The organism is Craterilacuibacter sp. (assembly GCF_051659485.1).
Taxonomy (GTDB): Bacteria; Pseudomonadota; Gammaproteobacteria; order Burkholderiales; family Chromobacteriaceae; genus Craterilacuibacter.
On sequence record NZ_JBOFOO010000128.1, the window covers coordinates 1 to 12,807 of the forward strand.

Sequence of the window (12,807 nt, forward strand, 5' to 3'; positions counted from 1 at the left end):
GCGGATGATCAGGGCGTTGTCCTGATCGGTCTTGAGTATTTGTTCGCCACGCCCCTCCGAACCCATCACGATCAGACAGCTGTTCTGTTGTAGCGCCGGTGATGCCAGTTGCTGCCAGGTGCGCTCGAACAGGCGTGCGCTCAGGGTCTGCACCAGCCGCGCCAGTTGCGGTGCCTTGATGCCGTTGCCGGACAGGATGCGGGTTAGGCGGGTGATCTGGCCGGCGGCTTCGGCCAGTTCGGTAAGGCTGCCGGCCCGCTCGATGCGCTGGGCAATCAGGTGCGAATGGTTGGAGAAGTAGGACAGCACATCCACTTGCGCCAGAATGCCGATGGCGGCTCCATTCTCGGTAACCACCAGACGGCGGATATTGTGGCGCGTCATGGTCAGCAGCGCATTGAACAGGAAGTCGTCGATATCGACGCTCAAGAGTGAAAATTGCGCCAGTTCGGACAAGGGGGTGCTGAAGGCAATGCCGTTAATGATGACATCGCGAAAATCGGTGGTGGTATAGATGCCCAGCTTCTCCTGATGCTGCACCAGCAGCGATTTGACGCGCTGGGCTTTCATCGCCTGTGCCGCCTGCAGCAAGGGAGTGTCGCCGGATACGATAACCGGCTCGCGCAGTTTGACATCGCGCACAGTGGCGGTCAGCAGGGTCTGCAGTTCGCGGTTGCCGGCCCGCTCGGACTGGGAGCCCAGTTTCTGCGCGATGCTGGCGAAGAAAAAGGCCCCGAAGCGCAGGTTGCGTTCGGTCAGCTCTAGAATCTTGGCGCGCGGAATGGCATACAGCAGTGCTTCTTCATACACGATAAAGCGGTGGCGGGTTTCGCCGGCAATCAGCGCGCGCGCGTCGAAGGTATCGCGCTCGCGGTAGACACCGATCACCTCGTCACCGGCCATTTCGCGCACGATGCCCTTGATCACCACCCACAGGGTATCGACCCCGCTGCCCGGCCCCATGATTTCGCTGTCGTCGGCAAAAAACACGATGTCGGCACCTTGTTCCAGCACCTGCTGTTCGCTGGGGCTCAGGGTATCAAAGGGCGGGTGGCTGAAGTCGAAGCGTGTCATCTTGGGATTCGCAGGCAAAGGTATCTACAAAGCATATAGCCACGCTGTCTGCGTGGCTACTTTATGCGGAGATCTGTCCGATGAGCGCAACAGATCGTGCGCGGCTTTCCGTACTCAGGAGGCTGGGTGCGAGGTATACAGTGCGGCGCCATCGCGAAACAGCACCAGCTCTCCCGGTGCGAGCGCGCTCCAGTTTTCGTTGTCGGTCAGCGGCTGGGTCGCGATGACGGCAACGCGGTCACGCGGCGTGGTGACGGTGGAAAAATCAATGCTGACATCGTCGTCGACCAGATGCGCGGTGTTGAACGGAGCCTGGCGCACGATGGTGTGCAGATGGGTGGCGCAGTGGGCGATCAGCCATTCGCCATTGGACAGCATGAAATTGAAAGTGCCGTGCGGACGGATTTGCGCCGCCAGACGGGTCATTTCGTCAAATAGCTGCGCGCTGTCGGGCGGGGTATTCCAGCGCAATCGCAGTTGCTCGAGGATATGGCAGAATGCGCGCTCCGAGTCGGTGCTGCCCACCGGCTGGTAATGCTGTCCCTGCGCCGGCTGGAAGTCTTTCAGGTCGCCATTGTGGGCGAAAATCCAGTATTGCCCCCATAGCTCGCGCACAAAAGGATGGCAGTTTTCCAGCCGGATTTCACCCTGGGTGGCCTTGCGGATATGGGCGATGACATTTTTCGACTTGATCGGGTAGCGGCGCACCAGACCGGCCACCGGCGAGTCGCTGGATGGCTTGTCGTCAATAAACAGGCGCACGCCGCGCCCTTCAAAGAAGGCGATACCCCAGCCATCGGCATGGTGGTCGGTCAGCCCGCCGCGGCGGTGAAAGCCTTCGAAAGAAAACAGGATGTCGGTCGGGGTGTTGCAGTTCATTCCAAGCAGTTGGCACATGGGGTCTGTTTCCGTCTGGCAGGGCTGGCGCCTTTGAAAGAGCGCTTGCCCTTGTAATTTGGCGGTTTGGCCTTAATCTTACCGCTTTTGTCGGAGCTAAGGTGAGCCTATGACTACCATCGTGGTAGTACGCAAGGGGAACGAAGTCGCGATTGCTGCCGACAGCCAGACCACGTTTGGCGATGATCAGAAATTACTGGCCGGTTATGACCGTTTTCACGACAAGATCTTCCACATCGGTGAACACCACTTCGCCATCGCCGGCTCGGCGGCACATGATCTGGTGCTGCAAAATGCGCTGCGAAGCCTGAAGTCGCGCGACCTGAGTTCGCGTGCCGGCATTTTCGAAACCTTCCGCAAGCTGCATCCCAAGCTCAAGGACCACTTTTTTCTCAAGCCGGACGAGGAGGAAGACGACCCGTACGAATCCAGCCATATGATGCTGCTGCTGGCCAATAGCCACGGCATTTTCGGCGTCTATCCGATGCGCGAGGTGTACGAGTTTTCCCGTTATTGGGCGATAGGCTCCGGGCGTGCTTACGCCATGGGGGCGATGTATAACTGTTACCAGAGCGAGCTGTCGGCAGCCGACATTGCGCGGCGCGGCATCGAGGCTGGTTGCGAGTTTGACCTCAGTTCGGCGTTGCCGATGTCGCTTTACACTTTTACGCTAGGCAAGGAATGAATATGAAGCAAACCGATACCCTGCAGCGCTTTATTTTTGACGATGCGCCGGTACGCGGCGCCATTGTCCGTCTGGATGACACTTGGCAGGCGGTGCTGTCGCGCCGCCATTACCCGGCGCCGGTGCGTGATGTGCTGGGCCAGATGATGGCGGCGGCGGCATTGCTGGCTGCCAACCTCAAGTTTGACGGCACGCTGATCATGCAGATTCACGGCAAAGGCGCGCTTAAGCTGGCCGTGATCGAGAGCAATCCGGATCGCACCTTGCGCGCGACAGCCAAGTGGGATGACGTTGCCGAGGGCGCAAGCCTGCCGCAACTATTGGGCGAGGGTGCTCAGTTTGTCATTACGCTGGAGCCTAAAGAAGGCCAGCCGTGGCAGGGTATTGTCGCGCTGGAAGGCGAGAATCTGGCGCAGATGCTGGAAAACTACATGCTGCGCTCCGAGCAGCTGGATACCAAGCTGATCCTGACGGCCGATGCCGGCAGCGCGGCGGGTCTGCTGTTGCAGCGCCTGCCGGATGGCCATGGCGATGCCGAGGGCTGGCCGCATGCCAAAATGCTGGCCGAAACGCTGTCCAGCCAGGAACTGCTGGAGCTGGCCGGTACCGAGATCCTGCACCGTCTGTATCACGATGACGAAGTGCGCCTGTTCGATGCCGAGACACTGGCCTTCGCCTGCAACTGCAGTCAGGAGCGCGTCGGCGACATGCTGAAGATGCTGGGCGGCGAAGAAGTGGCCGGGGTGATTCTGGAGCAGGGCAGTGTCGAGATTAACTGCGAATTCTGCAATCAGCAGTATGTGTTTGACGAGGACGATGTCAACGCGCTGTTCCAGATGGATGTGGTGCATGCGGTGCGCGAGGCGCGCCACTGATGCAGGCCGATAGCGCCGCCACGCGTGTGGTGGTCGAGCGCTATCATCATGCCTGGAAGTCGCTGGACGTGGATGCGGTGATGGCCTTGTATCACCCGGCAGTGCGCTACCATGATTTTCACGGCCGCAGTCTGATCACGCTATCGGGCTTGCGCGACTATGTGGCCGACAGCCTGCCGTCGGGGGCCAACGAATCGCTGGCACACACCGACCGCATCCGCGTTGACGGCGACTGTGCCTTTTTGCAGTATTGCTATACGGTAAAAAGCCGCATGGCCGGCGGGCGGCTGACGCGTTTTCACGGCAGCGAGGTGATCCGGGTGCAGGATGGCCTGATCATCGAAGTCAAGGAATACTGTGTGGTCGCCGGCCAGATGCCGGCGCAGGGCGCGGGGCGCATCGGCCTGTCGCCCTTGCGTCTGGCACGGCTGGTCGCCGATCTTGAAGACTATTTCAGCCGCCACCGGCCCTATCTCGACCCCGGGCTTAATCTGGCGGCGGTGGCCGCAGCCAGTGGTTACACCCGCAACCAGATCTCCCACGCGCTTAACCATGTGCTGGGTGTCAACTTCTATGCCTATCTTGCGCACGCACGCATCGCCCACCTATTAGCGCTGCCTGTGAACGCACGCCCCGCAGGCGCCATGGAGATGGCGCTTGGCGCCGGCTTCTCTTCCATCTCGACTTTCTACAAGGCTTTCCGCCAGCAAACCGGCACGACGGTGCAGCGCTATTTTGCTGCGGCTGATTTCGACCGGTCCCGCACGCACGACAAGGCATCACGATAGGTCCTAGTATTGCCGCATTCTGAATAGATTAGGGGGCGGCGATGGGGACGGGTTTTATCGGTGAGGCTGCAATAGGCGGCAAGATGCGCCTGCCGGCAAGCTGTTTGTGGCAGGAGGCCTTGCCCGCCGCCGCGCCATCTTCTCCAACTGCCATTGCCAGCGAGTGTGATGTCGCCATTATTGGTGCCGGCTACACCGGCTTGTGGACTGCCTATTATCTCAAGCGCCAGAACCCGGCGCTTGAGGTGCAGGTGTTCGAGGCGGCGCATGCCGGCTTTGGTGCGTCCGGCCGCAATGGCGGCTGGCTGATAGGCGGCATTGCCGCTCAAGAGGCGTGGCTTGCCGGACTGAAGGGCGACGCGCGCACAGCGACGCGCCAACTGTTATACGGCATCGTCGATGAGGTGAAGGCGGTGTGCGAGCGCGAGGGCATCGATTGTGATCTGGCGCATGGCGGCGTGCTCTATGCCGCGCGCGGTGTGGCGCAGCTACGGCGCGCCGGCGACTGGCTGGCCGGGCTGCATGCCGCCGGGCACGGCGAAGCCGATTTTCGCTGGCTGTCCGCAAGTGAGCTGGGTGCCAAGACGCGGATTGCCGCGGCCCAGGGCGCGGTGTATTCGCCCCATTGCGCCACCTTGCATCCACTGAAACTGCTACAGGGCCTGCTTCTGGCGGTGCGGCGTCTGGGCGTACTGGTGCATGAAAACTGTCCGGTTACGGGTTTTGCTGATGGCCGGCTCAGTTTGCATCAGGGGACGGTGAGCGCGCGCTGGATTGTGCCGGCGCTGGAAGGCGCCAGCACGAGCTTGCCCGAACTTAAGGGGCGGGTGCAGGCGGTGCAAAGCCTGATCGTCGCCACCGAGCCGTTAACGGCCGCGCAATGGGACGCAATCGGTCTTGCCGACCGGCCGGCTTTTGCCGATTTGTCGCGCGGGATTACCTATGGCCAGCGCACTGCCGATGGCCGCCTGCTGTTTGGTGCCCGTGGCGGCTACCGCTTTGCTGGCCGGCCGCGTTGGGATTTCGCCCCGGCGGGAGCCGAATTTGTCAGCCGCGCCGGGCTGATGCGAGATTTTTTCCCCCAGCTACAGGATGTCCGCGTCACTCATGGCTGGGGCGGGACGATGGGTCTGGCGCGGGCCTTTACCCCGTTTGCGCTGCTGGATCGGGCCCAAGGGCTGGCCTGGGCCGGCGGTTACGGCGGCGAGGGGGTGGGAGCCAGCAACCTGATGGGGCGCACGCTGGCCGGCCTGATCTCTGGGCACGACACGCTGCCGACACGCCAAGGCTGGGTGCAAGGCGACGCGGCTATCGTGCGCTTGCGTCGCTGGGAGCCCGAGCCGCTGCGCTATCTGGGGTACCACGCCATCCGCTCGGTGTTTGCGCTGGACGATGCGCTTGGCGACCGGCAAAACATCCCCGCCGGCCTGCGCCGCCTGCTTGGTGCCGGTGCCGATGCGCTGGACGGGCTGATGCATTGAAGCGAGATCTCCGATGGCTGGCACCGCAAGTGCTCAAGGCTGGCCAATCGTAAGATCAAGTGCGCATTTTGACGGCCGGGGCTCAGTGCCCGGACGGCATCAGTGTGTGCAGGATGCGCGCCGGTTCCGCTTCAGTGATGGCCGCACCCAATAACTGCTGCAGCCAGTTACGGTGCAACTGCCACATTCGCGGGCCCGCTGCGCCGTTTTCCTTGGCGCACTGCTTGGCTACGTCGGCGGTGCGGTAAAAATACATCACCAGCGCCACCAGGTCGGCATCGGGCCAGCGGCAACCGAAGTGACGCAGGCGCTCGCTCCAGAATGCTATCTGCTCGCGTTCGTGTGCCGCTTCCAGTTGCTGCAGAGCCGGGATCAAATCCATCGCCTGCCACAAAGGGCCATGACCGGAAAAACTTTCATCCAGCGTATCCAGTGCCTGATCAAATACGGCCAGCGTCTGCGGCCAGTCCAGATCCTGTTCCCGTAGCTCTTGTTGCGCCGCGCGCACCGCCTGCAGCCACGCTGTTGCCAGCCGGCAGATGATGGCTTCCTTGTTGGGATACAGGTGGTAAAGCGATTTGATGCCGACCCCGGCACGTTCGGCGATGGCATTGGTGTTCAGTGCAAAAAAGCCCTGTTCGGCCAGCAGGTCCAGTGTGGCCTGCTCGATCTTGCGTGCCACTTCCAGCGTGCGTTGCTGCTTGGGTTCGCGGCGCATGCGCAAGGCGGCGGGAATGCTGGGGTCAGGTGGCGGTGCAGCAAGCATGGTATCTCCGGGATCAATGGCAAGGCGCTGTGGTATGGCAGCGACAATATCATGGCGATATTACAGTAATAACTGCATTTTTTTGCGATAGCTGCGATAAAGAACGCAGAACAAATGTGCAGTAAAAGCTGCAATAAAACCAAGAGGAGACCCTATGTCGTACCCGATGCGTAGTCGTAAGCTGTCTTTGCCGCTGTTATTGCTGGCTGCCGGCGTTCTTTCTGCTTGCAGTAGCGGTGGTAGCGGCAAGACTGCCGATGATGGTGGCACCATCTATATCAATGCCAAGGCGTATACCCAGAATGACAAACGGCAAGTTGCCGAGGCCTTCGTGGTGGCTGATGGCAAGTTTATTCAGGTTGGCAGCAAGGAAGATGCGCTGAAGTATCAGAGCCGCGGCTACAAGGTGGTGGACCTGGGCGGCAAGATGGTCATGCCCGGCCTGCACGATAATCATATTCATACGCTGGGGACGGTGCCACTGGATATGTGTGATCTGGACGGACAGGCGGTGACGCTGGATGAACTGGCCGACAAGGTCAAAGCCTGTCTGCCCAAGTACGCGCCAGCCAAGGGCGAGTGGCTGGTGGTGAACCAGTGGTCACCTTACGACGGCAATCAAGAGACAGACAACTACAAAACCGTATTGCTGGCATTAGATACTGTGGCCCCGAATAATCCGGTGATGCTGGCTGGTGCCGATGGCCATGCCAGCGCATACAATTCAAAAGCATTGGCAATGGCCAAGGACAAGGACGGCAAGGTCGTCGGTTTTAATAGTACGACGCTGAGTGATGGCGGGGTGTTCGAAGAGTTTATTTCCTACGTCGACCTTAAAAGCGGCGTGATCCGCGAAGATGCACGCAGCAGGATTCCTGTGCCGGACACCGGCTTGCTGAGTGGTGGCTCCCCCGAGGCTGCCAAACTGTACGATGCCATTTTGCCGCAGGTTTCTGACTTGATCGCATCACGCGGTATTACCGGTGTGCAGGATGCCTGTGCCAACGATTTCATCCGCCAGCGCCTGTTGAATATGCAGCAGAAGGGCTTGCTGAATATGCGCGTCACTGCGGCAAGCTGTTTCAATGCTGATGACTATGCCGGCAAGGTCGATATCGCCGGCCACTTGAAAAAGGCAAACGAAGTCAGGCAGGCATTTGCCGGTAATCCGCTGATCAAGGCCGATGCGGTCAAGATATTTGTCGATGGCGTCCTGGAAGGCGACCCGTTCAGCGAGCCGCCTTTCCTGCCTAATGCCGGTATGTTGGCCAATTACCAGACGCCGAACATGAAGTACGACCCTGCCACCGACACGGCCAGTATTGTAGGGAATAGCACAGACTCGGATAACAATGGCATTGTCAATTACGAGGTGGAGGATCTGAAGGATTACGTCAGCGCGCTGGATAAAGATGGCTTCAGTGTTCATATGCACAGCGTTGGTGACCGCAGTACCCGCGTCGCACTGGATGCCTTGCAAGCGGCGCGCGATCGCAATGGTAAGACCGGGATTCCACATACCATTGCCCACCTGCAGATGGTGAGCCCAGAAGATCAGAAGCGTTTGGGCGAGTTGGGCGTATTCCTGACCTTCACCTATGCCTGGACTACGCCGCAAATGGCTTACGATATGCTGGTTACGCCTTTCCTTCAGCCCAGCACCAAAGATCAGGATCTGGCCGAGTTCTTGTACAACCCGTTAGGCTACGTCACCAAGGCTGTCTATCCGGCAGAAACCTCGCGCAAGGCAGGGGCCATTCTGGTCGCCGGTAGCGATGCGCCGGTGGATAGCCGTGACCCGCGTCCGTTTATCAATATTGCAGCCGGTGTGACCAAATCCGCAGCAGGAAAAGAATATTTCACTGCCTATCAGCGTAGCCCGTTGGCGGAAATGCTGGCGGCCTATACGATCAATGGCGCACGTGCCGTGCGTCAGGACAAGATCACCGGCTCGATAGAGACGGGCAAATCGGCCGACTTTATCGTACTGAGCCAGAATCTGTTTGATTTGGAAAAAGCAGGTACGCCGGAGAAAATCGCCGACACTCAGGTCGACAGGACTGTGTTCATGGGTAAAACGGTTTACCTTAAAAAATAAGGAGGGTGTACGGGATCAGCATCAGTGCTTGATGCTGATCCCGTAGCACCTCTAAGCGGAGATGCGATATGAACAAAGGAAAACCGTGGCACTGGCTGCTGATGCTGGGCGGCTTGCTACCCGCTGTCGAGGCTGCCGGGGTATTGAACGTCTACAACTGGTCGGACTATATCGCCGATAACACGGTACCGAATTTCGTTAAAACGACCGGCATCAAGGTACGTTACGATATTTACGACAGCAACGAGGTGTTGCGTGCCAAGTTGATGACTGGCAAAACCGGTTACGACATTGTGGTGCCATCGCACAATACGCTGGGTCTGGGGGTCAAGGCCGGCATGTTCCTGCCTTTGGACAAGAGCAAGATCCCCAATTACAAGAACCTTGACCCGGCGCTGATGAAGCTGATGCAGCAGTTTGATCCGGGTAACACCTATGCGGTTCCATATTTCTGGGGCATCAACACGATAGGTATCAATGTCGATCAGGTGCAGAAGGCGCTGGGCGGCAAGCTGCCGGACAATCCGTGGGATCTGGTATTCAAGCCCGAGCTGGTGAGCAAGCTGAAAAGCTGTGGCATCAGCGTCTTCGATTCGCCCAGCGAGTTTTTCCCCGCCGCTTTGCATTATTACGGTAAAGATCCCAATACGGAAAATCTGGCTGATTACAAGGCCATCATGCCGGCACTCAAGGTGCTGCGCCCCGGCTATGGCCGCTTCTCGTCGTCCGGCTATATCAATGAGCTGGCCGGCGGATCGGTCTGCGTGGCGATGGGTTTTTCGGGTGACCTGAATATTGCCAAGCGGCGGGCGGCCGAGGCCAAAAACGGCGTGAAGGTGCAGGTGCTGCTGCCGAAAAATGGGCTGGATGTCTGGGTGGATACCATGGCGATCCCCAAGGATGCCGTCAATATCGACAATGCCTACCGCTTTATCAATGCGATGCTGGACCCGAAAATTGCGGCAGCCAACGCTAATGCCGTCACCTACGCGCCCGGCGTGATCGCCGCCCGCCAGTATATGGACAAGGCTTACGTCAACGACCGTACCATTTTCCCCACTGCCACCGACCTGCAAGGGAGTTATGTCGGCAAGACCCTGCCAGGCCCGGTCATCAGCGGCTATACCCGCTTGTGGCAGGGGCTGAAAGCTAGCCGGTAAAGCGCCGTTTAAATAAATCAACGATTTATTGTAGAGTGGGTGCTTTATTCTACTTATGCGGCGCTTATCGATCAGGCAGGCAGGTGGTTTCTGCCTGATCGTAGCCGCTTCTGTTTTCATTGTTTAAAAAAACATTAGACAGCTTATGCTGTCGGGGTTAGCCTCTTTGTCGGAGCTGGCGCAGCAGAAACGCCGGCCTTTCGTCTAGCTGACAACAAAGGATAAGCCCGAGATGCAACTGAAACCGCTGAGTACCCTGGCCCTCGGCCTCGCCTTGCTGGCGCCCGCCATTCAGGCGGCAGGCACGCTGAATATCTACAATTGGTCGGACTATATCGCCGAAGATACCGTGCCCAATTTCGCGAAGGCCAACGGTGTCAAGGTGCGTTACGACGTTTACGACAGCATGGAAGTCCTGCGTGCCAAGCTGATGACCGGCAATACTGGTTATGACTTGGTGGTGCCGACCCACAATACGCTGGATCTTGGCATCAAGGCCGGTATGTTCCAGCCTATCGACAAGAGCAAGATCCCCAACTTCAAGAACCTCGACCCTGAACTGATGCGCATCATGGCGCAGTTCGATCCGGGTAATAAATACGGCGTGCCGTATTTCTGGGGCGTGAATACGCTGGCCATCAATACCGACAAGGTGAAGAAGGCGCTGGGTGGCAAGCTGCCGGAGAACCCGTGGGACATGGTGTTCAAGCCGGAGGTGGTGGCCAAGCTCAAGAGCTGCGGTGTCAGTGTGCTGGAGTCGCCATCCGAATTTTTCCCGATGGCGCTCAACTACTACGGCAAGAATCCGAACAGCACGAATATCGATGACTACAAGGCGCTGATGCCGGGACTGAAAGAGGCACGCAAATCGTATAGCCGTTTCTCGTCATCCGGTTATATCAACGAGCTGGCCGGCGGCTCGGTGTGTGTGGCGATGGGCTTTTCGGGCGACCTCAATATTGCCAAGCGCCGCGCAGCCGAAGCCAAAAACGGGGTGAAGATCGAGGTGCTGATGCCCAAGCAGGGCACCGGGCTGTGGATTGACAGCCTGGCCATCCCCAAGGGCGCCGCCAACAGCGACAATGCGCTGAAGTTCATCAACTATACGCTGGACTCGAAAATCGCCGCCAATAACGCCAATGCGGTGACCTATGCACCTGGCGCTATTACCGCGCGTCCACTGGTGAAAAAAGAGTTTTCTGCCGACCGTTCCATCTTCCCGACCAAGGAAGATCTCAAGAGCAGCTTTGTGATGCTGACCATGCCGCCCAAGGTGATTCAGGGCTACACCCGTCTGTGGCAGAACCTGAAGGCCGGCCACTAGGCCTAGGCTGCTACCGCGCTAGCCCCTGCCCCTGCGGGCAGGGGCTTTTCGTCGTACACTGGGCGCTTTGCAGGCCTGAAGCATGAACCAAGAACAGATTGTTGCGGCCACCCGTATCTGGCTGGAAAAGGCCGTCATCGGCCTGAATCTGTGCCCGTTTGCCAAATCGGTGTATGTGAAAAACCAGATCCGCATCGTGGTGAGCACGGCGCCGCATCTGGATGCCTTTCTGGAAGAACTGGACCGGGAACTGGATTTTCTGGCTGCGGCCTCCCCGGAAGAGACCGACACCACCTTGCTGGTGCATCCGACCCTGTTTCCCGATTTTATGGCGTTCAACGACATGCTGGATATTGCCGATGCGGCCTTGCCCGAGCATGGTCTGGACGGCATTTTGCAGATAGCCCCGTTCCATCCCGACTTCCAGTTTGCCGGTACGGCTGCGGACGAAATCAGTAATTACACCAACCGTTCGCCTTACCCGACCCTGCATTTGATCCGCGAATCCAGCATCGCGCGTGCGGTCGAGTCTTTCCCTGAGGCCGCCACGATTTATGAGCGCAATATCGCCGTGCTGCAGGAGCTGGGGCAGGCCGGCTGGGATGCCCTCGGGATTCCTGCTGCGATGCGCAAGTAGGCGCTTGCGGAGATTCATCCAGGCCATGCATCATGGATGGAGGGTATGCCGTAAGTGGCTACTTCGTTGATGCCGCTTAGTACTGTTTAGCTATCCGTATGCCTGACAGTTGATTCTTTCGGGCTATGATATTTGTATTAACTGGACAGGGGCTTGCACATGATAGAGCTTTACACTTGGGGAACACCCAACGGCAAAAAGATTTCAGTGGCGCTGGAAGAGCTGGGACTGCCTTATGCCGTTTTTCCGGTGGACATCAATCAGGGTGAGCAGTTTGCGCCCGATTTTCTAAAGATCAGCCCAAACAACAAGATTCCTGCCATCCTCGATCCGGACGGGCCAGACGGACAGCCGATCGCGCTGTTCGAGTCGGGGGCCATCCTGATTTATCTCGCCGAAAAGACCGGCCGGCTTTTACCCAAAGACGGCGCCGCCCGCTACCGGGTATTGCAGTGGCTGATGTTCCAGATGGGCGGCTTCGGCCCGATGCTGGGGCAGGCGCACCATTTCTTGCGCTACGCGCCGGAGACGCTGCCCTATGCGCAAAAGCGCTATCACGACGAGACGCTGCGCTTGTATGGCGTGCTGGAGCATCAGCTGGCCACGCAGCCTTATGCCGCCGGCGGGGAATACAGCATCGCCGACATCGCGCTCTACCCGTGGGTCGCCAGACACGAGTGGCATATGGTCGATCTGACGGCCTTTCCGGCAGTCAAGCGCTGGTGTGGCGAGCTGGCGGCGCGTCCTGCCGTGCAGCGCGGCATGCTGGTGCCGCAGTCGGCCTGAATGTTTCAGTTGGCGCGCGGGCGCAGTAGCCATAGCGCCAGCGCCCCGCCCAGCAAGCCCCAGAATGCAGAGCCGATGCCCCACAGGCTCAAACCCGAAGCGGTGATCAAAAAGGTGATCAGTGCCGGCTCGCGCATGGCGTCGTCGCGCATGGCGGTGGTGAGGCCGCCGGCGATGGTGCCGAATAAGGCAATACCGGCAATGCTCATCACCAGTGCCTGCGGAAAGGCCGCCAG

The 12,807-nt window shown here is 59.1% G+C and carries 13 protein-coding genes; 9 read left to right on the plus strand and 4 right to left on the minus strand.

The annotated features are described in order from the left end of the window. A partial coding sequence (locus ACRC1E_RS04425) for a DUF294 nucleotidyltransferase-like domain-containing protein (protein WP_438513899.1) occupies positions 1-1,074 on the minus strand: 1,074 nt, incomplete at its 3' end. A 114-nt stretch (positions 1,075-1,188) separates the two neighbouring features. Next, positions 1,189-1,971 carry a class II glutamine amidotransferase gene (locus tag ACRC1E_RS04430; RefSeq protein ID WP_438513900.1) on the minus strand — a complete coding sequence of 261 codons (783 nt, stop codon included), beginning with the start codon at positions 1,969-1,971 and terminating at the stop codon, positions 1,189-1,191. Between the two features lie 109 nt (positions 1,972-2,080). Between ACRC1E_RS04430 and ACRC1E_RS04435 the strand changes: the two genes are divergently transcribed. The 4 genes from ACRC1E_RS04435 to ACRC1E_RS04450 are packed head-to-tail and all read left to right on the plus strand — an operon-like array spanning position 2,081 to position 5,800. After that, positions 2,081-2,656 carry an MFS transporter gene (locus ACRC1E_RS04435; protein WP_438513901.1) on the plus strand — a complete coding sequence of 192 codons (576 nt, stop codon included), beginning with the start codon at positions 2,081-2,083 and terminating at the stop codon, positions 2,654-2,656. A 2-nt stretch (positions 2,657-2,658) separates the two neighbouring features. After that, positions 2,659-3,531, plus strand: coding sequence for an Hsp33 family molecular chaperone HslO (gene hslO / locus ACRC1E_RS04440; RefSeq protein ID WP_438513902.1), 873 nt, complete (start codon positions 2,659-2,661; stop codon positions 3,529-3,531). After that, on the plus strand, positions 3,531-4,319 hold the full coding sequence (locus ACRC1E_RS04445) for a nuclear transport factor 2 family protein (RefSeq protein ID WP_438513903.1): 789 nt from the start codon (positions 3,531-3,533) through the stop codon (positions 4,317-4,319). The genes hslO and ACRC1E_RS04445 overlap by 1 nt, the downstream gene beginning before the upstream one ends. A gap of 41 nt (positions 4,320-4,360) precedes the next feature. After that, positions 4,361-5,800: an NAD(P)/FAD-dependent oxidoreductase gene (locus ACRC1E_RS04450; protein WP_438513904.1), complete on the plus strand. Its 1,440-nt coding sequence runs from the start codon at positions 4,361-4,363 to the stop codon at positions 5,798-5,800. 82 nt (positions 5,801-5,882) lie between these two features. Here the strand turns inward: ACRC1E_RS04450 and ACRC1E_RS04455 are convergent, their stop codons facing one another. Further along, positions 5,883-6,566 carry a TetR/AcrR family transcriptional regulator gene (locus ACRC1E_RS04455; protein WP_438513905.1) on the minus strand — a complete coding sequence of 228 codons (684 nt, stop codon included), beginning with the start codon at positions 6,564-6,566 and terminating at the stop codon, positions 5,883-5,885. A 154-nt stretch (positions 6,567-6,720) separates the two neighbouring features. Here ACRC1E_RS04455 and ACRC1E_RS04460 point away from each other — a divergent pair, with 154 nt between their 5' ends. From ACRC1E_RS04460 to ACRC1E_RS04480, 5 genes are all read left to right on the plus strand, one after another. Further along, on the plus strand, positions 6,721-8,664 hold the full coding sequence (locus ACRC1E_RS04460; RefSeq protein ID WP_438513906.1) for an amidohydrolase: 1,944 nt from the start codon (positions 6,721-6,723) through the stop codon (positions 8,662-8,664). A gap of 68 nt (positions 8,665-8,732) precedes the next feature. Then, entirely contained in the window at positions 8,733-9,824 is a 1,092-nt protein-coding gene (locus ACRC1E_RS04465) for a polyamine ABC transporter substrate-binding protein (RefSeq protein ID WP_438513907.1), read from the plus strand. A 232-nt stretch (positions 9,825-10,056) separates the two neighbouring features. Next, positions 10,057-11,148 carry a polyamine ABC transporter substrate-binding protein gene (locus tag ACRC1E_RS04470; RefSeq protein ID WP_438513908.1) on the plus strand — a complete coding sequence of 364 codons (1,092 nt, stop codon included), beginning with the start codon at positions 10,057-10,059 and terminating at the stop codon, positions 11,146-11,148. A gap of 82 nt (positions 11,149-11,230) precedes the next feature. Then, complete coding sequence (locus ACRC1E_RS04475) at positions 11,231-11,785, plus strand: DUF1415 domain-containing protein (protein WP_438513909.1); 555 nt, start codon at positions 11,231-11,233, stop codon at positions 11,783-11,785. Positions 11,786-11,944: 159 nt separating this feature from the next. Further along, the gene (locus ACRC1E_RS04480) at positions 11,945-12,571 is read left to right on the plus strand and encodes a glutathione S-transferase family protein (protein WP_438513910.1); all 627 of its coding nucleotides are present in this window, start codon (positions 11,945-11,947) and stop codon (positions 12,569-12,571) included. A 5-nt stretch (positions 12,572-12,576) separates the two neighbouring features. Here the strand turns inward: ACRC1E_RS04480 and ACRC1E_RS04485 are convergent. Continuing rightward, positions 12,577-12,807, minus strand: a 231-nt coding sequence (locus tag ACRC1E_RS04485; RefSeq protein ID WP_438513911.1) for a benzoate/H(+) symporter BenE family transporter, incomplete at its 5' end; no start/stop codon positions are given.